At 39.8% G+C, this 26,244-nt stretch carries 25 protein-coding genes; 5 read left to right on the top strand and 20 right to left on the bottom strand.

Translation table 11 applies throughout. The features are described from left to right. Positions 1-82 precede the first annotated feature (82 nt). The 9 genes from AC0VYH_RS03335 to AC0VYH_RS03295 all read right to left on the bottom strand — a co-directional run bounded on the left by AC0VYH_RS03335 (position 83) and on the right by AC0VYH_RS03295 (position 7,591). Complete coding sequence (locus AC0VYH_RS03335) at positions 83-859, bottom strand: enoyl-CoA hydratase-related protein (RefSeq protein ID WP_430246862.1); 777 nt, start codon at positions 857-859, stop codon at positions 83-85. 138 nt (positions 860-997) lie between these two features. Next, complete coding sequence (locus tag AC0VYH_RS03330; RefSeq protein WP_430246864.1) at positions 998-1,771, bottom strand: enoyl-CoA hydratase/isomerase family protein; 774 nt, start codon at positions 1,769-1,771, stop codon at positions 998-1,000. Positions 1,772-1,790: 19 nt separating this feature from the next. Further along, on the bottom strand, positions 1,791-2,111 hold the full coding sequence (locus AC0VYH_RS03325; RefSeq protein ID WP_194220243.1) for an EthD family reductase: 321 nt from the start codon (positions 2,109-2,111) through the stop codon (positions 1,791-1,793). Positions 2,112-2,136: 25 nt separating this feature from the next. After that, positions 2,137-2,610, bottom strand: a complete 474-nt coding sequence (gene paaD, locus AC0VYH_RS03320; protein WP_194220244.1) for a 1,2-phenylacetyl-CoA epoxidase subunit PaaD — start codon at positions 2,608-2,610, stop codon at positions 2,137-2,139. Positions 2,611-2,629: 19 nt separating this feature from the next. Beyond that, positions 2,630-3,406 carry a 1,2-phenylacetyl-CoA epoxidase subunit PaaC gene (gene paaC / locus AC0VYH_RS03315; RefSeq protein WP_430246867.1) on the bottom strand — a complete coding sequence of 259 codons (777 nt, stop codon included), beginning with the start codon at positions 3,404-3,406 and terminating at the stop codon, positions 2,630-2,632. Then, a complete protein-coding gene (gene paaB / locus AC0VYH_RS03310; protein ID WP_430246869.1) occupies positions 3,406-3,747 on the bottom strand; it encodes a 1,2-phenylacetyl-CoA epoxidase subunit PaaB in 342 nt (113 codons plus the stop codon). Before paaB ends, paaC begins: the two co-directional genes overlap by 1 nt. A gap of 6 nt (positions 3,748-3,753) precedes the next feature. Beyond that, complete coding sequence (gene paaA / locus AC0VYH_RS03305; RefSeq protein ID WP_475373775.1) at positions 3,754-4,686, bottom strand: 1,2-phenylacetyl-CoA epoxidase subunit PaaA; 933 nt, start codon at positions 4,684-4,686, stop codon at positions 3,754-3,756. 144 nt (positions 4,687-4,830) lie between these two features. Continuing rightward, on the bottom strand, positions 4,831-6,357 hold the full coding sequence (locus tag AC0VYH_RS03300; RefSeq protein WP_475366534.1) for a fatty acid--CoA ligase family protein: 1,527 nt from the start codon (positions 6,355-6,357) through the stop codon (positions 4,831-4,833). A gap of 244 nt (positions 6,358-6,601) precedes the next feature. Next, entirely contained in the window at positions 6,602-7,591 is a 990-nt protein-coding gene (locus AC0VYH_RS03295; protein WP_430246873.1) for a lipoate--protein ligase, read from the bottom strand. 170 nt (positions 7,592-7,761) lie between these two features. Between AC0VYH_RS03295 and AC0VYH_RS03290 the strand changes: the two genes are divergently transcribed. Then, the gene (locus AC0VYH_RS03290; protein WP_048313175.1) at positions 7,762-7,956 is read left to right on the top strand and encodes a hypothetical protein; all 195 of its coding nucleotides are present in this window, start codon (positions 7,762-7,764) and stop codon (positions 7,954-7,956) included. A 238-nt stretch (positions 7,957-8,194) separates the two neighbouring features. Here AC0VYH_RS03290 and AC0VYH_RS03285 read toward each other — a convergent pair whose 3' ends face one another. The 4 genes from AC0VYH_RS03285 to AC0VYH_RS03270 form a co-directional block, all read right to left on the bottom strand. Further along, a complete protein-coding gene (locus tag AC0VYH_RS03285; RefSeq protein WP_430246874.1) occupies positions 8,195-8,935 on the bottom strand; it encodes an MBL fold metallo-hydrolase in 741 nt (246 codons plus the stop codon). A gap of 5 nt (positions 8,936-8,940) precedes the next feature. Continuing rightward, the gene (locus AC0VYH_RS03280) at positions 8,941-9,891 is read right to left on the bottom strand and encodes a sugar-binding transcriptional regulator (protein WP_430246875.1); all 951 of its coding nucleotides are present in this window, start codon (positions 9,889-9,891) and stop codon (positions 8,941-8,943) included. Positions 9,892-10,000: 109 nt separating this feature from the next. After that, entirely contained in the window at positions 10,001-12,001 is a 2,001-nt protein-coding gene (tkt, locus tag AC0VYH_RS03275; protein ID WP_430246876.1) for a transketolase, read from the bottom strand. 249 nt (positions 12,002-12,250) lie between these two features. Beyond that, positions 12,251-13,924, bottom strand: coding sequence for an alpha-glucosidase (locus AC0VYH_RS03270; protein ID WP_475366531.1), 1,674 nt, complete (start codon positions 13,922-13,924; stop codon positions 12,251-12,253). A 222-nt stretch (positions 13,925-14,146) separates the two neighbouring features. Here AC0VYH_RS03270 and AC0VYH_RS03265 point away from each other — a divergent pair, with 222 nt between their 5' ends. Next, positions 14,147-14,875, top strand: a complete 729-nt coding sequence (locus tag AC0VYH_RS03265; protein ID WP_475366530.1) for an amino acid ABC transporter ATP-binding protein — start codon at positions 14,147-14,149, stop codon at positions 14,873-14,875. A gap of 87 nt (positions 14,876-14,962) precedes the next feature. Here the strand turns inward: AC0VYH_RS03265 and AC0VYH_RS03260 are convergent, their stop codons facing one another. Beyond that, positions 14,963-15,493, bottom strand: a complete 531-nt coding sequence (locus AC0VYH_RS03260; RefSeq protein WP_430246878.1) for a GbsR/MarR family transcriptional regulator — start codon at positions 15,491-15,493, stop codon at positions 14,963-14,965. 334 nt (positions 15,494-15,827) lie between these two features. Between AC0VYH_RS03260 and AC0VYH_RS03255 the strand changes: the two genes are divergently transcribed. The 3 genes from AC0VYH_RS03255 to AC0VYH_RS03245 are packed head-to-tail and all read left to right on the top strand — an operon-like array spanning position 15,828 to position 18,805. Then, on the top strand, positions 15,828-17,036 hold the full coding sequence (locus tag AC0VYH_RS03255; RefSeq protein ID WP_475366529.1) for a quaternary amine ABC transporter ATP-binding protein: 1,209 nt from the start codon (positions 15,828-15,830) through the stop codon (positions 17,034-17,036). Continuing rightward, complete coding sequence (choW, locus tag AC0VYH_RS03250; protein ID WP_194220255.1) at positions 17,037-17,870, top strand: choline ABC transporter permease subunit; 834 nt, start codon at positions 17,037-17,039, stop codon at positions 17,868-17,870. A gap of 11 nt (positions 17,871-17,881) precedes the next feature. Continuing rightward, positions 17,882-18,805 carry a glycine betaine ABC transporter substrate-binding protein gene (locus AC0VYH_RS03245; protein ID WP_475366528.1) on the top strand — a complete coding sequence of 308 codons (924 nt, stop codon included), beginning with the start codon at positions 17,882-17,884 and terminating at the stop codon, positions 18,803-18,805. Positions 18,806-18,852: 47 nt separating this feature from the next. Here AC0VYH_RS03245 and AC0VYH_RS03240 read toward each other — a convergent pair whose 3' ends face one another. The 6 genes from AC0VYH_RS03240 to AC0VYH_RS03215 all read right to left on the bottom strand — a co-directional run bounded on the left by AC0VYH_RS03240 (position 18,853) and on the right by AC0VYH_RS03215 (position 26,101). Continuing rightward, positions 18,853-19,752: a glycine betaine ABC transporter substrate-binding protein gene (locus AC0VYH_RS03240; RefSeq protein ID WP_475366527.1), complete on the bottom strand. Its 900-nt coding sequence runs from the start codon at positions 19,750-19,752 to the stop codon at positions 18,853-18,855. A gap of 14 nt (positions 19,753-19,766) precedes the next feature. Then, positions 19,767-20,429, bottom strand: coding sequence for an ABC transporter permease (locus AC0VYH_RS03235; protein WP_194219978.1), 663 nt, complete (start codon positions 20,427-20,429; stop codon positions 19,767-19,769). Further along, positions 20,422-21,561 carry an ABC transporter ATP-binding protein gene (locus tag AC0VYH_RS03230; protein ID WP_475366526.1) on the bottom strand — a complete coding sequence of 380 codons (1,140 nt, stop codon included), beginning with the start codon at positions 21,559-21,561 and terminating at the stop codon, positions 20,422-20,424. Before AC0VYH_RS03230 ends, AC0VYH_RS03235 begins: the two co-directional genes overlap by 8 nt. Positions 21,562-21,748: 187 nt before the next feature. Continuing rightward, positions 21,749-24,076, bottom strand: a complete 2,328-nt coding sequence (locus tag AC0VYH_RS03225) for a YhgE/Pip family protein (RefSeq protein ID WP_475373286.1) — start codon at positions 24,074-24,076, stop codon at positions 21,749-21,751. Positions 24,077-24,264: 188 nt separating this feature from the next. Continuing rightward, the gene (locus AC0VYH_RS03220; protein ID WP_194219981.1) at positions 24,265-24,840 is read right to left on the bottom strand and encodes a TetR/AcrR family transcriptional regulator; all 576 of its coding nucleotides are present in this window, start codon (positions 24,838-24,840) and stop codon (positions 24,265-24,267) included. Between the two features lie 10 nt (positions 24,841-24,850). Continuing rightward, positions 24,851-26,101, bottom strand: a complete 1,251-nt coding sequence (locus AC0VYH_RS03215) for an ATP-binding protein (protein WP_475366524.1) — start codon at positions 26,099-26,101, stop codon at positions 24,851-24,853. Between the last annotated feature and the right edge of the window lie 143 nt (positions 26,102-26,244).

Here is a 26,244-nt window from a genome sequence, read left to right as displayed (position 1 = left end):
GCTCGTCATAACTTCATTCCGTTATGAATACGTCGCTTAAATATGATGTTATACTACCAGAGCCATTGGTCCAAAGCAACTTTTACTTTCCTTTAAACACTGGTTTTCTTTTCTCTGCAAAAGCATCTAACGCTTCGAGACGATCCTCTGTTGGAATCGTTACTTCATATGCTTTAGATTCAATAGCCATACCAGTATGACGGTCTACATTCATACCTTCACGAACGGAAAATTTCGCCTGCTGTACCGCAATAGGAGCATTTTGACAGATCTCTCTCGCTAGCTCTTCACACGTACCTAGTAAATTCTCACGAGTCGTAACACCGTTTAAAATTCCGTAGTCGTAGGCTTCTACAGATGATAGTTTGCGAGCAGTTAAAACTAATTCCATTGCTTTCGCTGTTCCAATCAAACGAGGTAACCGTTGCGTTCCTCCCGCACCAGGTATGATGCCAAGACTCGTTTCAGTTAAGCCCATTTTTGTTCCTTCGACGGCAAATCGAAAATCACATGCAAGAGCGAGCTCAAACCCTCCCCCAAAAGCAAAACCATTCAGCGCAGCGATCGTTGGCTGGGGAAGCGATTCAACAGAGGAGAAAACCTCACGAATCTTCTTCACATTTCGCCGCACCTCACTCTCAGAAAGTGTTCGCCTTTCTTTTAAGTCCGCCCCTGCACTGAAAGCCCTTTCACCAGCTCCCATAAAAATAACGGCTCGCACCTCTCGATCCGAGTAAATATCATCAACAATGCCTTGAAGAACTGAGAGTGTTTCATAATTAAAGCAGTTTAATACATCTGGACGATTTAACATTACGTATGCCACATGGTTTTTCATTTCATATGTAACGACAGCCATTAAAAAAACCTCCTCTATGTTTGTAAGCATAGGAAAGAGCCGGGGGAGCTGATTGCGCAATCAACCACCACGGCTACTTTCACTCTATAGCATCTATTCTTGATTTACCCCCATTTTCCTGCTTTTTTCTCTCATAACTTAACTGCCGTGAAAAACTGGTTTACGTTTCTCGGTAAAAGCTTGAATGCCTTCAAGATGATCGTTCGTTTTTCCGGCTTCTCCTTGAGTCACAGCTTCCATCTCAAGTACTTCATCAAGATTACTTTCCCAACTTCTTTGAAAGTTTTGCTTAATGTGCTGCACCGCTTTAGGAGGAAGACTAGCTAAGCGATTGGCAAACTGATTCATTCCTTGCTCCCAATACTCATTTGAGAACATGTCTGTCACAAGACCAAGCTCTTTGGCATCTGCAGCACTTACTTTCTCTCCAAGCATAGCAAGCTCCAGTGCTTTCGCATGACCAAGTAATCGCGGTAGAAAGTAAGTGCTCCCAGAATCAGGAACAAGCCCAACATGAACAAAAGCCTCAATAAAGCTTGCACGCTCATGAGCTAACCGAAAATCACACGCTAGAGCAAGACTCATTCCAGCACCCGCCGCTACTCCATTCACAGCAGCGATCACCGGCTTACTTGATGACGTTATTTCTTTCACCATTGGGTTATAAGTAGATCTGAGCATTTCCGCGTGATCCACACCTTCTTCAACGCTACTTAAATCTTGACCAGAACAGAAAGCTCTTCCATTACCTGTAATAACAATGCAGCGAACCTCTTGATCGTTTGTTGCTTGATTGACCGCTTTCGCTACTTCTTTGTTCATCAAAGATGTAAACGCATTCAATTTATTCGGTCGATTTAGACGAATCCAACTCACACGATCTTTCACTTCATACTCAATCGTTTCGAACATCTTATTAACACCGCCTCTTCTACTTTGTATCTGCTGTCTCTCCAACTTCTTCGCCAACCATTAGTGTGACAAGATCTCCCGCAAACCCCATCAAATCTTTCCCTGAGGCTTTTCCTTCTTGCGACTTCATGCCAGCTTTCATCGCTTCGTGATCTTCATAATACATTTCACACATAAGATAGTAGTCACTTTTCCCCATTGGTGAACCAACTATTTTAGTTACTTCCATTTTTTTAAGACCGGGAATTTTTGATGTAATCGGAGCATGTGTATTAAAGTAGTGTTCATCGAACTTTTGAGCATTTTCCGGTTGTTTGTACAATGCGATTAATTTGACCATTCTTCATCAACCTCTCTCATTTTAATTAAATCGACACAGGCTTCATCGCTTCAAATGGATTCTTACACGACCTGCAATACAATATACTTCGACAAGCAGCTGGCCCAAAAATATTGTCCATCGTTGTATAAACTGATTCACAATAAGGACAGGGTACTCTCCATTCCTTCCCATCGTGTTCTTCTGGGGGAGCAATGCCAAACTTTTTCAACGCTTCTCTTCCTTTTGTAGAAACAAGGTCCGTTGTCCAGATCGGATACCGAATGAAAGTGACAGTTACAAAATCCACTTCAGGAATACTTTCTACAGCCAACTCAATATTCCTTTTGATCATATCTAGGGCAGGGCAGCCAGAGAATGTCGGCATGGCTTCAATTGTCACTCGGTGATTGGAGGTGTGAACTTCGTGTATTATCCCAAGATCAACAACGCTTACAACTGGAATTTCAGGATCCTTTACAGTTTCAAGAACCTCCATGACTCTTTCTTTAAGAAACATTCTATGTTGTCCCCCCTCCTTACCACTCAGCTGCAGGCACAGATTGATAGACTTCTGAAAGAGTAAGCAATGCTGTCATTAAATGCGTTGTATGAATCCCGTTTCGTCCATCTCCTTGCTTCATGCCCATTGTAAAAGTAGACTCTTTTTTATTTAAGTATTCGATAAAACGTTGCTTAAGAATTTCCTCGCCTTCAATAAGCGAGAGGCGCACCATTTGATCTCCTAAACGACCATATGAAAAAACGCCACTTAGATCTTCAAGTACGATGCTGATCGCCTTCTCCATTCTGATTCTCGCTTCAGAAGTGCTATTCATTAGCTGTTCATACCACACTTCCCAGTGCATCATATGGTAGCTCATTTCAATAGAGATTTTTTGAACAATGTGTTGAAGAGGCTCATAGGATTCTTGTTTAATAGAATCAAGCCGGATTTTTTTTGCGAGAGTATAAAAGTAATTTCGGACAACAGTAAAAGCCCAATCATACGATGGATTTTCTAAATAGGTCCCCGTTCCATTCGGTAACTCCACAAGCACAGAATTACGAAAATGCTCATTTGATCGTTGATGTGTTAAAACATCAGTCTCGCCTTCACCAAGCTCTTCTAACAATGAATAATAAAGTGCTGCATGCCCCATTAAATCCTGGCTAATCGATGCAAACGCCACATCTTCTTCGATATGAGGAGCGAGGCCGAGCCATTCTGAACCTCGATAAGCTAGAATAAAGTCATCATCTGCTAATTGATAGATTAGTTCAATTAAGCATTGTTGATATTCCTCAGATTTCATTACCCCTCGCCTCCTCCCATAATGTCTTTTTCAGTGAGCTGTTCTTGCTCATACTGACGCCACTTTTTCCTTAAATATCCGTATCCCTTAGTCTCACGATAATTCTTCTCCAGATGCTTCATTGCCTCTCGTTCCTCTTGACTCATCCGTTTAATATGATCACGTTTCACTACCCAAATATCAGCTACCTGCTCTCTCCTAAAAAAATTTTCTTTCGCCATAATAAAAGCGAGCTCACGATTAGGTGCCAGAAGACTAAACTGATGCTGTAGTGATGCGGTATCCGACTTCTTACTAAAAACCTCATAAACTTCATAAAACTGATTATTTTCTTCACTCACACCCTATCACCTCACTAAATTCGTTTTTACGCTTGAACCGAGTGCATCTCTTACCCAGCTATTCATCTCATACGAACGCACGCGAAGTGCTAATCGCTCTTTCGATTTAGGTCCATTTCCACTAACAATTTGCTTAAATTCTTGCCAATCCGGCTGCTGATACCTCCATTCAGCAGTTGCTTCATCATACGTTAACGTCTCATCTGGTATGGTTAAGCCCAAGGCCCAAACTCTTGGAACATACTTCGTAAGAAATTCCTGTCTCAGCTGTTCATTTGTTTTCGTTCGGAGCTTATAGCGCATATTCTTATCCTGATTCGTGTGACCAGTATCCGCTTTTGATTTCGGTCCAAAAAACATGAGAAGAGATGGCCACCAATTATTAATAGAATCTTGTAATAAGGTACGCTGCTCCTTTGTTCCTTCCGCTAGAGCCATAATGATGCTTTCCCCATGCTGAGCATGAAACACCTCTTCCGCACAGATGCGTTTCAGAGCACGGCCATACGGTCCATAAGAAGTTCCTAACATCATCGTTTGCGAAATAATTGCCGCTCCATCTACTAACCAAGCAATCACTCCAGCATCTCCCCAAGTCGGTGCCTCCATATGAAAAACATTATGGAATTTCAACCTTCCAGAAAAAAGGTCCTGCATAATGTCATCGCGACCTTTTCCTAGTGGTTCCATTAAATCCTCAGCTACACGGAGCAGTAACTGTCCATGCCCCATTTCATCCTGTACTTTAGCCATAATCGCAAGCTTTCTATAAAGGGTAGGGGCTTTAGGAACCCATTCTTTCTCTGGTAACGCCCCCATGATTTCACTAATTCCATGCATTGAAATTAACCTAATCAAGGCTTCTCGATAATCATCTGGCATCCAATCATCCGCTTCAATCTTTTCTCCATTATCAATACGATCCATAAACTGAGCCATTTGATGTTCTGAAGTTACCACTATTCCACACACCACCTATATAACGTTTATTTAACGTCATTATATTTTATTGTCATACAAATATCAATCGTTTTCTGATTATTCATAATAAAAAGCTGATCCCACTAGGATCAGCTTTTTGGTTTAGACGTTCATTTGTTTTCTAAGAGCTTTTCTCAGAATTTTCCCAGTCGTGTTTTTCGGAAGTTCTTCAATGAATTCGATTGTCGTGGGACACTTATATTTCGCTAAATGTTCTTTGCAAAAGCTCATAACTTCTTCTTCTGAAATCTTTTGCTTCGTTACAACAAAAGCCTGCACTGCTTCCCCAAAATTCGGATCAGGTATCCCGACAACTGCAGCCTCTACAATTTCTGGGTGCTTGTAAAGAACCTCCTCTACTTCTCTTGGATAAACGTTATAACCTCCGACGATTACCATATCTTTTTTGCGATCCACTATATAGAAGTATCCCTCTTCATCCATTCTTGCTAAATCGCCTGTAAAGAGCCAACCTTCTTTAAGGGTAACGGCTGTATCCTCCGGCATTTTATAATACCCCTTCATCACATTAGGTCCCTTAACTGCCAGTTCACCAACCATCCCTACCGAAAGCTCTTGCCCAAGTTCATCAACTACTTTGTTTTCGACATTAGTAATGTTACGACCAATTGAACCAGCTTTCCTAGGTCGGTCTAATGGATTGAAGCACGTAACGGGAGCCGCTTCTGATAACCCATATCCCTCAGAAATGCGGACGTTAAACTTTTCTTCAAAACGGTGAAGAAGGGCGACAGGCAAGGAAGACCCTCCAGAAATACAAATACGCATATGTTGAAAATATTCAGCACGGCCTTCAGGATATTGATAGAGGAAATTATACATTGTTGGTACACCTGCGAAAATTGTTGCTTTGTATTTCTCAGCAACACGAAAAACTTCTTGAGGACTGAACTTAGGAAGGATGACAATGGTTCCGCCTGATATAAGCGGTGCATTCATTGAAACAGTCATGCAGAATACATGAAACATCGGAAGGGCTGTAATCACCACATCCTGTGAGGAGATTTGGAGATATGATCCTGTATCTGATGCATTGCTAAATATATTCCTATGGGTAAGCATTGCACCTTTTGGTTTTCCGGTAGTACCGGATGTATAAAGAATAACAGCAAGATCATCTTCATTAATGGTTATTTCCGGTAGTGACCTACCTTGATCTTCAATCATATTTGTAAACGTTTTCAATTTGATGTTTGAAATCATTCTACTTTCTGTTCCCTCTCCTGTATAAACAACAAGACCTACACCATAAAGTTGGTCGGCCATTTTTTCAACGAGAGGTAGTGCCTGCTCTAACGTCACGATTGCTTTCACATCTCCATTATGAAGGAGATAGCCGATTTCATCAGGGGTATAGATAGGATTGATTGGAATGATGACTGCACCCGCTCTTAATGCACCGTAATAACTAATTAGAAATTCCGGCGAGTTTCCTAAAATAAGGGCTATATGATCGTCTTTCTTTACTCCTTCTGCCGATAAATTCGCAGCAAACATAGAAACCTTATGCTCAAACTCTTTGTAAGATACAGCATTATCTTGATAAATGTATGCCTGTTTCTCAGGATAAGTGGCAGCTGTCTCTGTTAATTGCTGAGATAAATTCATTCGCTCTCCTCCTATGTGAATGAGTAATCATTCATTTTTAATTTTCTAAATATATTATATTGGAAGAAAATTTCAGTAGCAAGGGGAACAGAGCAAAGTTCATAATTTAAATCAAAACAGCAAAAGTATTTTTTAGTGATAATCGTGTTAAAAAGCAATTCTCCCTCGTTTTAGTAAGCTAGTTAGAAAGCCAATCTCACATGAAATAAAAAAATTAAGAAGCTGGCCTCCCAGCTTCTTTCATTTAATAAAGAAGATCGATAAACTCTTCTTTTGTTATTTTCCCAAAATAATGAGAAACATCTAAATTTTGAAGTGCTTCTTCCAATGAACCAGGTTCATAACGAACACCAACTAATTTGTTTTCAAGTTCTTTTACATCACCAACACCAAAGAAATCTCCAAAAATGGTAGCCTGTTCGATGTATCCTTTTTTAACTTCAAGTCGAACATCAATCGAACCAATCGGAAAGCGTTTGGAATGCTGAACATTAAACTTCGGTGAACGACCATAATTCCAATCCCAGTTTTTATAGCGCTCTTCTGCAATTTTGTGAATCGCCTCCCAATCCTTTTCCTTCAGATTATAAGATGGGATCTCCTCTTTCTCTTCGAAAATATACTGAAGTAGCGTTTGTTTAAACTCTTCTCGCGTCATCTCCTGATCCATATGCTCACTAATATTCGTAACACGACTTCGAATTGATTTAATCCCTTTCGACTCGATTTTTTCTTTGTTTACTTTAAGTGCTTTTACGACATTCTCTAAGTTGACATTAAACATAAGCGTACCATGACTATACATTCTACCTTTTGTCGAAAACTGAGCATTGCCTGAAATTTTCTTGCCATTCACGAGCAAATCATTTCGTCCACTTAGCTCTGCGTCGACACCGAGCTTACCAAGAGCCCTCACAACCGGATCCGTAAATTTCTTATAGTTATGAAAGCTGTTTCCATCATCCTTTGTAATAATACTAAAGCTTAAATTACCTTGATCGTTATAGACGGCTCCACCACCAGAAAGACGACGGATCACATCCACGTTATTTTCGCGTATATAACTCGTATCAATCTGCTCAATCGTATTCTGGTTTTTTCCTACAATCACTGTCGGATTCATCGAGTAAAACAACAAGTACGTTTCCTCAGGATCAAGCTCCTTCAAAATGTATTCCTCTATTGCCAGATTAAGCCCCGCATCCATGATGTTTTCATTATCTATATAAAGCATAGCCTTACCTCCTGTTTATTCTTCTTCTATTCTAATGAAATATCAGTAAGGAATCAAAACCTGATACTTATGACACCCTGACAAAAGAACGAAAAACCCCACCTACACTACCCTTTCCCCGCTCTCGCTCTACGAATATTGTAAACAAACGTACTATGAGGAGGAGCAATATGAAAATCGTTTATTACGAAAAAGGTGAAATCCCCGTCATCGTAGGGGCATCAAACCTAAACTCAAGCCTAACCATTGAACAAATCAAATCCGAAGGCGAAAAAAAATCCAAAGAACTAGCCAGACTACTCGGCCGAGAAATCGGCTTCCTAATGGACATGAACGGAAAACTAGACTCAACATTAGGGGAATAAAGAAAAGCGGAAGCCTCCGTTTAGACACGGCAGGCACTGGAGCCCTATAACTTGAACACGCTCTTTGTGTTCGAGTTATAGGGTGAAGTGACCAAGTGTCTGGAGGCTGCAGCTAGACATGAAAAGCGGAAGCGCCCGTTTAGACTCGACAAGCGCTGAAGCGATCGAGACCCTGCCCGCTGCATACCTCACATTAAAAAAACCAGAACGGTAACATCGTTCTGGTTTTTCATTATAACTATTTCTCGGAATTCCACACGAGCCCCGTAGATGCAAGCATCACTTCACCATCAAAATGTTGTTTAGCATCCATCTCAAGTTCTGATAAATCACCAAAGTGCGGAAGGTGTGTCAGCATCAGTGTAGATACATCCGCTTCTTTTGCAATTTTAGCAGCATCCGTACTATTCATGTGCCCCATCTGAGAGCCATCCATATCACTGTATAGATTACATTCTGAAATGAGTAAGTCAGCTCCAGCAGAGAACGTTTCAAATTCTTTCATATAGCTAGAATCTGCAGTAAACACCATGCTGTGCTCTCCATCTGTTATCCTTATTGCGTAACAAATAACCGGGTGCTTTGTTTTTTGAAAAGCAATAGAGAAAGGACCAAGTTCCAAAGTATCTTCTTCTCTATATTCCCTTGCTTCTGTATAAGGCTTATGATCCAAGCTATTAAATCCAGCCTCATCATATGGATGACCATAGATTGGCAACACAGGAAGCTCAGATTTGATTTTTGATTGAATTAAGCGACCGTGGTAAAGAACCCCTGTATCTGCAATGTGGTCCGGATGATAATGACTAATGATTACACTATCAAGCTCTTCTACAGATAGATGATGTTGGAGTTGAGATAGAACTCCGCTTCCACAGTCAATTAACAGGTTGTACCCTTCACTCTGAATGAGATATCCTGCACTCGCTTCTCCAGCCTTAGGGTATCCCCCCCATGGTCCTAAAACAGTGATTTTCATGCTTTTTACCTCCCCTGTTTTTTCTCTAATAAGGCACGAGCCGTATAATGATCCGTTACCAAAACATTTGCGTAGCCACCTTGCAACGCCCCGTAAATCGCTTCAACTTTCTTCGGACCGCCTGCAGCTAATATTGCTTTCTCTTTCCTTGAAAGATCTTCAAGATCAATTCCGATTGTTCGTTCATTTAACTCCTCATGAATAAGCATTCCCTTTTCATCAAAGAAGCGTGAACAAATTTCTCCTACAGATTTTGAATGAATCGCTTCAAGCTCTTGTTCTGACACATAATCAGCTTGAACAATAACAGAGTCATTTGTTGGAATTCCAACACTATAAAGAGCGATATTCGCATTTCGGCCCATATCAAGCACACGCCGAATGTGCCTATCCTCTTCCATTGTTTGCTTTACAAGAAGGTGATCTACAATAGCCGGAACAGGCAAGAAGTGACTTGTAGCATGAAAGGCACGACCAATCATTTGAATGACTTCGTAAGCGTATGTGTTAGTTTCGGAATAACTAATTCCTCCGTTTAATTGTACAACTGAAACGTTTTTAAGTAATTGATGACGAAGATTCTTACCGATTTCATTCAGAGTTGTTCCCCAGGAAACTCCTATTAAATCATTATCTTGAATAGTTGCATTTAAATAATCAGCTGCAATTTTACCGATATGTTTTTTTACAAGTTGATCTTCAAATTCTGGAACAATTGCGACTCTGGCATCTAAAAGTCCATAAGCTTCTGCAAGATCGGTAGCAAGCAAATGCACATCCTGTGAAGGATCATGAATCTTGATTTCAACAATTCCTTCTCTTTTCGCTTGCTTTAATAAACGGGAAACAGTTGGCCTTGAAACCTCAAGTCTCTTAGCGATTTCCTGTTGACTATAGTCTAATTGGTAGTATAAGCGTGCGGCCTCTACTACCTTTGTAAGTTTATCCTTTTCCATAGCAACACCTGTGTATTCAAAATTGGTTATCTTTTGGTAAGAAAAAGGCTTTCAGAAAGACCATTTTCGCCTTCTGAAAGCCTCTCACTCTCAACTAAAACCTATTGTATTATTTAGAGAGCATTGTCTTAACTTTAGTTACAACATTTTCAGGCGTGAACCCAAACTCTTTGATTACCGTATCGCCAGGTGCAGAAGCTCCAAAGCGATCAATTGCAAGGATATCACCTTTTTGGCCAACATACTTATCCCAGCCAAATGAAACGCCCATCTCGATACCAAGACGTGCTGTTACATTGTCAGGTAGTACACTTTGCTTATAATCAGCAGACTGCTTATCAAAGCGATCCCAGCTTGGCATGCTGACAACTGATGCAGAAATACCTTCTTTTGCTAATAGTTCTTGAGCTTCAACAGCTAGACCTACTTCAGAACCAGATGCAAGAAGAATCGCTTCAGCGTCTTCTCCACCAGCTACAACGTAAGCTCCACGCTTAACACCTTCGTATGCTTGATCATGTGAATCTGTCACAACTGGAAGATTCTGACGAGAAAGCACTAGAGCAGTTGGGTGATTTGTTTCTTCAACGGATAGCTTCCAAGCAGCAGCCGTTTCGTTACCGTCTGCAGGACGAATAACTGAAAGACCTGGCATTGCTCGAAGTGAAGCTAGTTGCTCAACAGGTTCGTGAGTTGGACCATCTTCTCCTACCGCTACGCTATCATGAGTGAATACGTATGTTACCGGTACTCCCATCAATGCAGATAGACGAAGTGCAGGGCGAAGATAGTCAGAGAATACGAAGAACGTTGCTCCAAAGATGCGAAGACCTTTATGAAGCGCGATTCCGTTCATCGCCGCAGCCATGCCGAATTCACGTACTCCGAACCAGATATTGCGTCCGCTATAATCCGCTGGTGAAAAGTCCTGCTCATCTTTTAACATTGTTTTGTTAGAAGATGCAAGGTCAGCTGATCCACCGAAGATTTGCGCATTGTTTTTAGCAAGTGCGTTTAGAACTTCACCAGATGCCGCACGAGATGCTGTACTTGTTCCTCTTTCATAAGTAGGAACTTCACTATCCCATCCTTCAGGAAGTTCATTATTTAGAGCAGCAGTTAATTGCTTCGCAAGCTCAGGATATTGTTCTTCATAGCGTGCAAACAATTCATTCCATTCCTGTTCTTTCTTACTGCCAGCTTCTTTAAGTTCAGCAAACTGACCTTTCACTTCTTCAGGAATAAAGAAGTCTTCGTCAAACGTCCACTTATAGTTCTCTTTTACAAGTGCAATTTCATCTTTACCAAGAGGAGCACCGTGAGAAGTATTTTTGCCGCCTTTGTTTGGTGAACCATAACCAATTGTAGTTTTCACTTCAATTAGTGTTGGTTGCTCAGTATTGCTTTTCGCTTGTTTAAGAGCGTCTGCAATTGTATCCATGTCATTACCATCTTCAACACGGATAACTTGCCAGCCATATGCTTCATAACGCTGTTGTACGTTCTCTGAGAAGGACTGATCAAGATCACCATCAAGAGAAATATCATTAGAATCATACATTACTATAAGACGACCTAATTTCAAGTGAGCAGCTAGAGAAGCTGATTCTGAAGATACACCTTCCATTAAGTCACCATCACCACAGATGCTATATGTGTAATGATCCACAACATTGAAGTCGTCACGGTTATATGTTGCTGCTAAGTGACGCTCAGCCATCGCCATACCAGTTGCCATAGCAAGTCCCTGTCCAAGTGGACCAGTCGTTGCGTCAACTCCAGGTGTCTCACCAAATTCCGGGTGTCCTGGTGTATTGCTTCCCCATTGACGGAATGATTTTAAGTCTTCCATTGAAACATCATAACCAAATAAATGTAGCATGCTGTATAGAAGAGCAGAACCATGTCCTGCAGATAGAACAAAGCGATCACGGTTAAACCATTCTGGATTAGAAGGATTGTGATTTAAAAATTGGCTCCATAGCGTATAAGCCATTGGTGCAGCACCCATCGGCATCCCAGGGTGTCCCGAGTTCGCTTTCTCAACCGCATCGATTGCAAGCGTACGAATCGTGTTAACAGCAAGTGAATCCATTTGAGTCGTTGTCATATGTATACACTCCTTTTTTTATATTGAAATTTAGTAAACACACTCATGAACAAATGTACATTTGTTATTATACATGACTTAATCAAAAAGAAAAAGGAAACCGATCACTTTTCATGTAAATTCTTTTTCCCAAAATTAGCTTCCCTCGAAACAGAGAATTCAATCCTTTTAAAACCAATAAAATGATAACTAAATAAGCCTATGATAGCTTGTACAAAAGAATACGTGAGCGAATGCCCACGTTTCTTCCTATAGTAAATATGCTTTCACTTCATACGGTCTCATAATCGATTCATTCTGCAAGAGATGACTTACTTCCTCGTAATTATGAACCAGTAACTCTCCACCACTTAGGGTGTGAGGCAGCTTCATCTCACATGTTTCTTTTGAGAAGTTTGCTGCAAGAAGTAAGCTTCTACCATTATAGCTTCTTGTATACACGTACAAATTCTCATCTTCTTCTAAATGCAGCTGATAATCACCATGGATCATGACTGGAAGTTCTTTTCGAAGTCGAATCAAATTCTTATAAAAGTAAAAAGTAGAATCTTCATTACTTAAAGCCTTTCTCGCATTAACCTCATGATAATTGTCGTTTACTTTTAGCCACGGATTACCCGTCGTAAATCCAGCGTTCTCCTCTTCAGTCCACTGCATAGGGGTTCGCGCATTATCACGACCTTTTTTATGGATCGCCTCTAAAACTTTCTCTGGTGTTTCTCCTTTTTCAATAACTTCTTCTGTATACATATTAAGCGTTTCTATATCTTCATATTCTTCAATTGAATTGAAGTAGACATTCGTCATACCAAGCTCCTGACCTTGATAAATATAAGGCGTACCTTGAAGAAAATGAAGCCAGGCTGCAAGCATTTTTGCTGATGTTACTCGATATTCCTGGTCATCACCGAATACGGAAACTGAGCGAGGTTGATCGTGATTCTCCATGTAAAGACTGTTCCACCCATTTCCGTGTAGCTCAGTTTGCCATTTTGAAATAATCCGCTTTAAATCAGTGAGTTTCCATGGCTGCTGATCCCACTTCCCACCAGGTCCACTCGTCACATCCATATGTTCGAATTGAAAGAGCATGTTTACAATACCGGTGTCTTCATTTGTGTACCTTTTTCCATCCTCAGGTGTCGCCATTGGCATTTCACCAACAGTCATAGCATTGAATTTCTTCAGAACCTTTTCATTCATTTCATTCATATAATCAATAAATTTAGGTCCATTTACAAAATGCTCTCCTCCCCATTGATAAGGAGAATCTGCTGTTACTTCGGCATCTGGTAAACCAGGGGTTTTGGAAATCAAATTAATGACATCCATTCTGAATCCATCCACCCCTTTATCTAGCCAGAATTTCATCAGATCATAGACTTCTTCTCTCAATTTTTCATTTTCCCAATTTAAATCAGGCTGCTTTTTTGAAAATAGATGAAGAAAATATTCCTGACTCTCCTCATCGTACTGCCATGCAGACCCACCGAAAAAGGAGCCCCAATTGTTAGGAGGCTGATCCCCTTTTCCTTCTCGCCATATATAGTAATCACGATATGGATTATCCTTCGATTTCCTCGCTTCAGAAAACCATTTGTGCTCATCAGAAGAATGATTAACAACGAGATCCATAACTAGACGAATCCCTCTATTGTGCATCTCTTCTAACATCTCATTCCAATCTTCTATCGTACCGAACTCATCCATAATGTTTCGATAATCACTTATATCATATCCATTATCATCATTCGGTGACTGATACACTGGTGAGAGCCAAACGACATCTATTCCTAACTCTTTTAAATAATCGAGCTTTTCCGTAATTCCCTTAATATCTCCAATGCCATCACCGTTGCTATCATTAAAACTTCGAGGATATATTTGATAAACGACGCTTTCCTTCCACCACTGCTGTGCCATGCTGCATCCTCCTAGAAAAAGATAATTTCTTAATTTGCGCAAACGTTTTCACTAACTATTATAAAAGAATGCTGGTTATAGTACAACAGCTAACAATCCCTAGTTTCCCCTCAATAAGGACAAGTTCTTTTATAAATGAATCAAGGATTGGTATAATAGAATTTATCGGCAAACCCTTCCAAACGAAGGAAGAATGTAGAACGAGAGGAGATAGGAGCAACAATGAGCATCATCCAAGTAAAAGATCTAAAGAAATCGTTCGGAGATTTAGAAGTACTTAAGAATATTAATACAGACGTAAAAGAAAAAGAGGTTGTATGCGTCGTTGGTCCTTCTGGCTCAGGTAAAAGTACCTTTCTTCGGTGTTTAAATAAATTAGAAGAAATAACTGGTGGTAGTGTGATCGTAAACGGCCACAACATAGCTGACCCTAAGACGAATATCAACAAAGTTCGACAGGATGTTGGAATGGTTTTTCAACATTTTAACCTTTTCCCGCATAAAACCGTGCTTGAAAATGTGACATTAGCCCCAATTAAAGTCAAAGGGGATAACAAACAAAACTCAGCCCAAAAGGCGAAGGAGCTTCTCGCAAAAGTTGGCCTTGAAGATAAAGCCAATAATTATCCAGGGGAACTATCAGGGGGGCAAAAGCAGCGTGTCGCTATAGCAAGGGCTCTTGCTATGGAGCCAAAAGTTATGCTTTTCGATGAACCAACCTCTGCACTTGACCCTGAAATGATTGGTGAAGTTCTAGAAGTCATGAAAGACCTTGCCAAAGAAGGTATGACGATGGTTGTTGTCACACATGAAATGGGGTTTGCTCGTGAAGTAGGCGATCGTGTGATTTTCATGGACGGGGGATATATCGTTGAAGAAAATGTTCCAAATGAACTGTTCTCAAATCCTCAAAACGAACGGACGAAAGCTTTCTTAAGTAAAATCCTATAACAAAACGTGCAGGGAAAACCCTGCACGTTTTGTTATTATGTAGAACGTATTCAAAATTTTCATGAAGCAATATCTTGCTAATTCCCTCTACTCTTCTTCATTATCAATAACATCAAATATCTTTCTAGATTCAAATAAATCCACTACCTTATTCAACCACTCATAGTATCCCAACGCATAAGACATTTTATCTAAATCTGCTTCTGCCGTCATTTTTTCTTCGTTAGAAATATCATTCTCCAGTACGTCCATAAGTTCAGAAATGGATTCTCTACAAGCATCTCTATTCATTTCAATTCCTTTACGCCAGTGAATACAAAAGAAATCTGTAAAGGTTTGATACCAATCTGACTTCACCTCGTAAAGATCTTTACGCTCGCCCTTTCTCCATACCTTATCAACCATATTTAAGTCGATTAAAGTTCTTACTCCGGTAGACATACTTGTCTTACTCATTTGAAGTTTATCCTTCATTTCATCAAGAGTCATTGGCTCTTTCTCAAAGAACATTGCTCCGTATAGTCGCCCCACAGAAGGCGTGACGCTATATATATCCATATTTTTAGAGATGGATTCAATAACACGTTCTCTCGCATTCTCTACTCTATTATCTCGCAAACTATGCACCTACTTTTCCAATCGTTTGTCATTTCATAGTTTAGTGTTAACCTCGCTTATTGTAAAGTTTACACGTGAACCTTGTAGCATATACTAGCATCCTTGACGATACTTAAGCATTTACCTGTTTAGTTTGTACAGTTTTTTCTGTATGTACTGAATTAACTGATTTTGAGCTCTCACGACGTTTGTAGTATTAAGTACCTACGCTCTATACTTAATAGGTCGGTAAAAAAAGACTAGTAAATGACTGATTATCGTAAATTTCGACATATTTCAGTGATTTTTGTAACTTTAACCGTTGAAATTTATTAATAAAGGCAGAGGTGAAACTATGGAAAAAGCCAAAATTACTGTAAAAGACGTAACAAAAGTATTTGGCAAATCGCCCAAACAAGCTATAAAGCTATTAGATCAGGGCAAATCAAAAAGTGAAATACTTAAAGAAACTGGAAATACTGTGGGCGTAAATCGAGCAAGCTTCGATGTATATCCCGGTGAAATCTTTGTCATCATGGGGCTATCAGGTAGTGGTAAATCTACGCTTGTTCGTCTACTCAATCGATTAATTGAACCAACTTCAGGTCAGGTTCTCATTGATGATGAAGATATCGTCAGGATGAAACCTGAACAGCTTCGTGAAGTGAGAAGAAAGAAGCTTAGTATGGTATTCCAACGCTTTGCTCTTTTTCCACATCGTACTGTTCTTGAAAACACGGAATATGGACTAGAGGTACAAAGTATTGGCAAAGAAAACCGAGCAAAAAAAGCGCAAGAATCACTTGAACTTGTTGGTTTGAAAGGATATGAAAATAGTTTTCCTTCTGAATTAAGTGGTGGTATGCAGCAGCGTGTTGGTCTTGCTCGTGCTCTTGCGAACGATCCAGATGTACTATTAATGGATGAAGCATTTAGTGCACTAGATCCGCTTATTCGTAAAGACATGCAAGATGAGCTCCTTGAACTTCAAGAATCAATGGAAAAAACGATCGTCTTTATTACACATGACCTCGATGAAGCACTTCGCATTGGAGATCGCATTGCATTAATGAAAGACGGTTCTATCGTTCAAATTGGTTCTCCAGAAGAAATCATGACAAATCCTGCAAATGACTACGTTGAACGATTCGTTGAAGATGTGGATCTTTCAAAAGTGTTAACAGCTTCACACGTAATGAAACGTGCTGAAACGCTACGAGCTGATCGTGGGCCACGTGTTGCACTGGAGCTTATGAGAGAACAAAAATTATCCAGTATTTATATTGTTGATAAAAAGAAAAAGCTGTTAGGCGCTATTACAGCAGATGCTACGGCAAAAGCTATTGAAGAAAAGAAAGATATAAATGACATTTTGATTACAGACCTTCCTACTGTATCACCAGAGACTTTACTAACGGATATGTTTGTGAAAATGGCAGACTCATCCCTTCCTCTCCCCGTTGTCGATGAAGCCGATAAATTTCAAGGCATCATTGTAAGAGGAGCAGTTATCGGGGCACTCGCAGGCCACGAAACTGAATCCACGAAAGGCGAGGTGAACTAAATGCAACTTTTTCCTAAAATACCACTAGCTGACTGGGTTGATAGTATTGTTGATACGTTAACCGATAACCTTGAACCAGTTTTCGATAGTATTACATCTGGGATTGATTGGTTCGTAGAAGGGATCGTTTCCATACTAGGTTTCCCGCCAGCTCTTGTTCTCATTGCAATCTTTACGATTCTGGCATGGTGGTCTAGTCGCTGGCCAATAGCTGTATTCACGTTACTTGGACTTCTGTTAATCGATAATCTCGGTTATTGGGACCCAACTATTCAAACGCTAGCACTTGTTTTAACTTCGGTCATCATATCGATTATTCTCGGTGTACCACTTGGGATCTGGGCATCACAAAGTGACCGTGTAAGAGGAATTATCACACCGATATTGGATTTCATGCAGACAATGCCTGCATTCGTATATCTCATCCCAGCTATTCTATTCTTTGGGATTGGTATGGTACCCGGAATCATAGCTTCTGTTATCTTTGCAATGCCTCCTACGATTCGTCTTACAAATCTCGGCATTCGTCAGGTGCCTGAAGATTTAATCGAAGCATCTAATGCATTTGGATCTACAACAAAACAAAAGTTGTTTAAAATACAACTCCCACTTGCTACTCCAACGATCATGGCAGGAATTAACCAAAGCATCATGCTTTCACTATCAATGGTCGTTATTGCATCTCTAGTAGGTGCACCAGGTCTCGGAGCAGACGTATATCGTGCTGTAACGCAGATCAAAGTTGGTATTGGTTTTGAAGCTGGTCTTGCAATTGTTATTCTAGCGATTATGCTTGACCGGATTTCTCAAAATATAGGTAAAACAAAAAATTAAGGGGGAATTACATGTTTAACTTTAAAAAAGGGTTAACAGGACTTGCACTATTTTTGTCACTCACATTGATTCTTGCTGCTTGTGGCGGTAACAATGGCGGAGATAGCAGTGAAGGTTCCAGCGAAGGCGGTACTAACGTTGGAGAAGCAGTAGATTACGAAATCGTAGGAATTGAACCAGGCGCTGGTATTATGAAAGCTACGACATCTGCACTTGAAGAGTACGATAGCCTTAAGGGTTGGGAATTAATCGAGTCCTCTTCAGCTGCTATGGCTGCAGAACTTGGTAAAGCAATTGATGATGAAGAACCGATTATCGTTACTGGTTGGACACCACATTGGATGTTCGCGAAATACGACCTTAAATACCTTGAAGATCCACAAGGTCTTTATGGAGAAGAAGAAAACATCGAAACTTTTGCACGTATGGGGTTAAAAGAAGATCAGCCTTCTGCTCATACAATTCTTGATCAGTTCAACTGGACTCCAGAAGACATGGGCGATGTTATGGTCGAAGTACAGGAAGGTGCTAAGCCTGAAGAAGCAGCACAAAACTGGGTAGACGAACATTCCGACATGGTAGAAGAATGGACTAAAGGTGCTGATGAAGTAGACGGTGAAGAAATCTCACTTGCATATGTAGCATGGGATTCTGAAATCGCAAGTACGAACGTAGTAGCTAAAGTTCTTGAGAGCGTAGGCTATGAGGTTAAATTAACTCAACTTGATGCAGCTTCTATGTTCATCGCTGTTTCTGAAGGTGATGCTGACGCAATGGTAGCTGGATGGCTTCCAATTACACACGCTGACCTTCTAGATGAATATGGTGACAACATGGACCGTCTTGGAGTAAACCTTGAAGGTGCGAAAACAGGACTTGTTGTTCCATCATACGTTGAAGCTGAATCGATTGAAGATTTAAAACCAGCTGAATAACATAAATGAAAAAGCGAGATGAGGAATTCCTCATCTCGCTTTTTTTATTAATCAATCAATCCTTTTTCTTTCAGGAATTCCATTGCAACATCCTCAGGCTCTTCTCCATCCATATCCACTTTTGCATTCATTTCAGACATTTCTTCTTCTGAAATACTTCCAGCAAATTCGTTCACAATCTTCTCAAGATCAGGATGTGAATCAAGAACTTCCTGTCGAACAATTGGCGCAGCATAATATGGTGGGAAAAATTGCTTATCGTCTTCAGTTGTTGCAAGATCAAAACGAGCAATTCGTCCATCAGTTGTAAAGGCAGGAATCACATCGACTTCACCTTCATTTAAAGCATCGTACATGATATTCGGATCAAGACTCACTTCGTCTTTGAAATTAAAACCATAAGCTTCTACTAGGGCATCGTAACCATCTTCTCTTTCGTAGAACGTGTGTGGTCCACCAAATACCATATCATCTGAAGCTGGGATAATGTCCGAGAACGTTTTTGCATTTACCTCTTTATTTGTTTCTTGAGTCATAGCAAGCGTGTAGCCATTCTCAAATCCAAGTGGTTCAAGCCAAACAAGATTATATTCATCTTTGTATCCTTTTTTCACACGTTTAAAAATCTCATCAGCTGACTCATCTGATTCAGCACTTTCTTTAAGTACCGCTTCAAGACCTGTACCTGTATATTCCACGTACATATCAATATCACCATCGATAAGCGCCTGTTGTAGAATATTTACTTCACCAACACCTGCATCAACCTCTACTTCATAATCACTGTTAGCCTTTATGTACTCCGCAAGAAGGTGTGGTAAGATATATTGCTCAGTCCAGGGCTTACCGGAAATAACGATCGGATCACTTTCTTCACTTCCGCTATCTCCTCCACATGCAGCAAGAACCATGACAACTCCTAGTAAAAGTAAGGTAATTCTCTTCAAACGAATCTCTCCCTTTATTTTTTTGCTTTAACTCCTTTAGGAGTTGCCGCATTTTCTAATAATTTTAGAATTAAATCAAACCCAAGAGCCAGAATAGTTGCAGGAAGTGCACCAGCTAATACGAGCTCATCTTTATTCGAGGTAAGACCACGATATATAATATCGCCAAGTCCTCCTGCACCTACAAAAGTAGCGAGAGTTGCAACTCCGATTGTTAGGACAGTAGCTGTTCTGACACCAGCCATAATAACCGGTAGAGAAAGAGGCACTTCAATCTTCATCAAAATTTGCATATTCGTCATACCCATCCCTCTTCCAGCTTCAATAGAAGATTGATCTACGGAAGTGATGCCAGTGTACGTATTTCTGAGGATTGGAAGAAGCGCGTAAACCGTTAAAGCAATAATAGCAGTTATGTTTCCAATCCCTAGAAATGGAATAAGAAACCCGAACAGGGCTAAACTTGGTACTGTTTGAAAGATAGCTGCAACCGCAATGAATGGCTCCGCTAGCTTCTTTCTCCGTGAAATAAAAATACCAAGTGGAACAGATATTAATATCGCAATCACAATAGAGATGAACGAAAGGAAAAGGTGCTCCTGAAGTGCTACTAGTATATCATCCCAACGATTCTGCATCGTCTCAATAAATAGAATGAAAAAATTCTCGTCATTCATTCAGGCTTCCCTCCTCTCTTTGATCATATTGTTCAAGTCCTGCTAACCCTCGCATCATACTACTTCTTGTAACTAATCCTGTAAGCTTATTATCTTCAACTACAGGGATACTGATCGGCTGATTTTCAGCAAATCGTTTCGCTATTTCAGGGTAGAGCGTGCTCTCATTAATGGACTCGATCACTTCAATCACATCCACAATTCGTTTCCCATCATCACCATAATGGTTTTGAACTTGTTCTAGTGTAACGACACCGATATATTCCTGCTCTGGCCCTGTTACAACCAGGCTATCGACTCGCTCTGATTTCATTAGACGGAATGCTTCTGCAAGACCTCTACTTTTTTTCACAGTTGCTACTTTTCTAATCATTAAATCGACAGCTGTTGGAGCTTGCCCTTTAGCCATTCGTTCATCACCTATGAAATTGCGGACAAATTCATTCTTAGGGTGGCGTAGCAAGCGATCCGGCGTATCTAGCTGAAGTATTTCGCCATCTTTCATAATGGCAATACGATCGGCGATTTTCATAGCTTCATCCATGTCGTGCGTAACGAAAACAATTGTTTTCTGAATTTCTTTCTGTAGCTTTACAAGCTCGTCCTGAAGCTGTTCTCGACTAATAGGATCTAATGCGCTAAATGGCTCGTCCATCAAAATAATTGGTGGTTCTGCTGCAAGTGCACGAATGACACCAACTCTTTGCTGTTGACCGCCACTCAATTCTAGTGGATAGCGAGACCGAAAAATAGAAGGTTCTAACCCTACAAGATTAAGCATTTCATCGACGCGCTTATCTATTTTATCTTTGTCCCATTTTTTCAGTTTGGGAATTAAGGCAATATTTTCAGCAATTGTCATATGTGGCAAAAGTCCAATTTGTTGAATGACATATCCAATGCTTCTTCTTAGTTCAACCGGGTCCTGATCCGATATTGGTTTTCCATCAATATAAATTTGTCCACCACTTGGCTCTATTAATCGATTAATCATCTTCATAGTAGTCGTTTTTCCACAGCCGCTTGGCCCAATGAGCGTTAATAACTCGCCCTTTTCAATATGTAAATTAATATCCTTTAGTGCTTCAGTACCATCAGCAAATTTCTTACTAATATGCTCGAAAGTAATCATTCTATCGCCTCTCCTGCCTCCCGAAAAATCCATAACTTCATAATACTTACCCTTCCATAACCTAATATGAAACCCTCAATTGCGCTTCATCACAACTTTCTTACTATTACTGTATCGTTTTTCCATTCATTTATCAAAAGAAAAGAGGCCGTCTCTATCAAATGATAGAGACGGCCTCCTTGTTTCATTATTCATTCATAGCTGGTTCCAAGCCATGCTTTTTACGCTTTTTCAATTCTACAAAGAAGAAGGTAATGGTTCCAATAGCAAAGATCGCAATAAATCCTAAGAGAATATATACATTTTGCCACATGAAGTCAAAATCACCACTTGAAATGACGGCTTTCAAACCAGAAACTGTATACGTCATTGGCAACCATGTGTTAAAGATTTGTAGTCCTTCTGGAATTAACTCAAGCGGGAATGTTCCTGCACTTGTTGTTAATTGTAAAATCAAAACAATGATCGCTACAAATCGCCCTGGATCTCCTAACGTTGTTACAAAGAACTGAATCAACGCCATATAAGCGAGACTGGATACAATAGAGAAGAGTAGGAATAATGGAATACTCTGTACTTCTATTTGCAATCCGTATAATAGAAGCGCATCCGACACAAGCGCCTGAATCACTCCAACAGATAGTAGAATGCCATATTTGCTCATAAACCATCCAATTGCTGTACGTGGGCTTCCAGCCGGATCACGAAGTGGGAACACAATGGACATAAGTAGCGCTCCTACAAATAGACCAAGTGAAAGGAAGTATGGCGCAAAACCTGTTCCATAGTTTGGTACAGATGAGACGGCTTCTGTATCTACATTTACTGGATCAGCAAACATATTGTACGTTTCATCATCAGCATTTGTATTAGAAGTTTCCTCAGCCGCTTCGCCAAGTTTATCACGAAGCTCTGTTGTACCATCTGTGAGTTTCTGTGCCCCGCTGTCAAGATCTTTAGATCCATCCGCTAATTGACCTGCACCGGATGATAAATCAGACGAACCACCTTCTAGTTCTGATAGTCCACTCACAAGCTCTTGTGAACCACTTGATAGTCCATTCATTCCTGAGTTAATTGTGCCAACATTATCAATCATGCTGTTCCAACCAGTCGCTACAGTATCGTTACCATCTGCAACCCGCATTGCTCCTTCTTGAAGCTGAGCAATTCCAGACTCTGCTTGATTAATGCCATCACCAAGATCACTGAGTCCATCTTCTAGTTTTCCTTGTCCTTCATAAAGACCACTAGCACCTTGAGCAAGTTTCCTTTGTCCTTCTAATAGAGCATTCATCTTAGAAGATACACCTGAAAGTTTATCTGAAGCGTTAGCAAATGTCGTTGCTACTTCTCCAACTGACTTCGCCGCTGAACCAGATTTCTCAGCAATCGGTTGAAGCTGGCTAATTAGCGCCTGCTTCTGCTCATCCGTATATTGATCACTTGCTTGAATTGATTCAATTACGCCTTGCAGTTCTTTAGGTACCGCAGTTGCATTCGTTACTCCACTCGTTAGTGACTGTTTTAATCCTTCTGTATCAACTTCTGGTAATGAACTATTTTCTAATTCTGCAACAGATTGATCTAATCCAGCTATTAACTGCTTCGTTCCAGCGCGGCTTTCTTTAACACCAGATAGAAGTTCTTCTTGGCCAACTTTAAATTCACCCATTTTAGTACTAAGTTCTCCAAGCCCATTACTTACTCTTGAAGCTCCATCAGCTAGCTCACTAACTTCTGGTTGTTTTTCTTTTAAACCGTTTAATAAATCGGTTGTACCTTTATTTACCTTACTAATGCCATTTGCAAGATCAATGGACCCGTTTTCTGCACTACTAATGCCGTTGGTTAACTCAATTGACCCTTCATTGAGAGAGGCTAAGTTGTCTTTCAACTGCTGTGTACCGTCTTTCAATTCGGAAGAGCCATCAGCAAGCTCACCTGCACCATCTGTTGCTTCCGATAAACCATCAGCTATTTCACTGAACTTATCAAAGACAAGCTCACTGTAATTTTCAGTTATGTTCTCAGCAATTTGAGATTTAATTTCACTAACAGCCGTTCCACCGATCTGTCCAGCTAGAAAGTTAAAGCTTTCATTGGGAACATATTCAAGGTTTAGTTTATCCGGGTGTTCATCAAGAACAGTTGTCGATTTCTGAGAGAAGTTCTCGGGAATTTGGATTTTCATATAATAAGTTTGATCTTCAAGCCCTTTGTTTGCTTCTTCTTCATCTACGAAATCCCACTTGAACTCCGGTTCATCTTTCAGTTTATCTACTAATTCATTACCGATTTCAAGATGTTCCCCTTCGAAATCTGCCCCACTGTCACTATTTACAACAGCTACGGGAATTTGATCTAAATTTTCATAAGGATCCCAGAATGCCCACAAAAACATTCCACTATACATTACTGGAATAAACAACACCGCAATAACGGGAATTATGATTTTTTTATTTTTTAACAATGACGACCATTCTGACCGAAATAGCCGAGATGATTTTTTCATTTTTGTCCTCCTGTCTATTTGACCAAATTTCTCAATTGGTCATTTTAAGCCAAAAAAAAGCATTGTTCTTTTTATATAAAAGCCTCGATTGACCAATTTTTAATTATGGTCATTTTTTGCTACAAAAAGTAATATAACACCGTTTCGTTAGAATAGCAATAGCAGTAGTCCACTTTCTTTGGATACTGCTACTTCAATTTAATCCCGCTCATCATATAAAATTCCAGGTGATTTGCAATTTCTTCTTTCGTAAATGAAGAATGAGTTTTTTCCCAGTCAAAAATGAGTGCAATATACATTTTAAACATAAGAAATGCTGTAAGTGAAGGATCACACTTCTTCACTTCACCATCAGAAATACCTCTCTCGATTTCTTGTTCCAGAAAAGAAAGAATGGCTTTCTCAACAAGATCAAGGGCGTCCATTGCTGCAGGCGTTCCAATTTCACGCACTTCTTGAGATAGCTTTATAGCTAATTTGTGCTCCTTCCGATGTTCTAGCACACTATAAAGAGCACGATGGAGATTGACAAAAAAGGACTCCTCTCTATGAATGGAATCTTGAGCAAGCCCCTTCAACTCCAACACCATACCTCTTACAATTTCATTGAATAGCTCTTCTTTATTTTTGAAAAAGGTATATATGGTTCCTTTTCCTACATTCGCAATTTTAGCGACTTGATCCATAGTCGTTGCTTTATAACCAAACATGGAAAAAGATTTTTCTGCTGCTTCTAAAATGCTTTTTCTTCGATCGAACGTCATTATTATCCCCCTATTGCTTTGTGATTGGTAGTGTTATTGTAACCGTCGTTCCTTCGCCTAGTATACTTGTGTAATTCACTCTTCCACCAATATTTCGAATTAGCCGGTTCGTGATCATTGTACCTAAGCCAGTTCCTTTCGATTTTGTTGTATAAAATGGTAGACCGATCTTTTCAAGCTCTTCCTTGCTCATCCCGGCTCCATTATCACGAATAACGATATCTACCGTACCTCTTTTTGTTCCGTATTGCAAAGCAACATGAATCATTCCTTCTCCTTCAATTGATTCAATTGCATTTTTTATAACGTTTATTAAACATTGTTTTAATTCTTGGGGATTACCCCATATATGAAATTCGCCCTTTTCATCATATTGAATCTTAACCGCGTAATACGAGGCTAATACTTCCGTTAATGCAACTGTATCTCTGACAATTTTATTCAAATCTACTTGTTCACAGTCACTTTTTGAAGGTTTGATCAGCATCAAATAATCTGTAATGATTTTATTCGTCCGCTCGATTTCTTCAAGCATCAATGGGGCATAATTTTGAACTTTAGTGTCCGCTGTATCAGCTGAAATAAACTGCAGAAGACCTTTAACAGTCGTAAGCGGATTCCGTATTTCATGAGCGATAGCAGCAGCCATTTTTCCCGCAACTGATAGTTTCTCAAGATAAACTGTTTCTTGAAGTTGAATATTTATTAATACAAGTCGTTCAGTTAAATAGAAAATAATGAAATAGGCGATTGCAAATGACGTGAAATAGATCGGATAAAAATAGGTTTTTAACGGTTCTAAGAAAATAAGAATGATGGCAATATACGAAATGATAAATAGAATTCCTGTGAAAATAATCCCTTTCCACTTTCGGATTGATCTTTGAAAGTAGTTCATAAATCCAATTGCAATGAGAAAACCAACAATCGCAATAAGAACTCCAACCCAAGCATTTTCTCCACCCATCCAAGTTCGTGTTACAGAAATCGTGATCATGCAAATGAGACCAGGCAGTTTGCCACCGTATAATGTTACAAGAATAAGAGGAACAACTCTTAAGTCAAATACTGTATCTCCGAATTTTTCTAACGGAAAGAGCATACAAAGCAGAGCCATCAAGGAACTGATCACTCCATAAATTATTTTCTCTTTCAGGTTAATCGAGCTTGCTCTTGTAAATGGCATGACCATATTCCAGAGAAATAAAACTGAAAAGAGCATTGAAATATTAATAAGTAAGGGCCTTGCCATTTCCGACATGATTCGTACTCCTTTATTACTAATTGTTGCCATTTACATTCTACCATTAGAGTTTCTTCTACACTAACAAAAATAGATAATAGTTCCAGTATAACATTTGTTAATTTATACAAAATACACTTCATTAAGTATTCTATAGAGAA

The organism is Anaerobacillus sp. QJM3NY_32, assembly GCF_056173645.1.
Note: the sequence above shows the minus strand (reverse complement) of the source record. Positions and strands in the feature narration are given on the sequence as shown.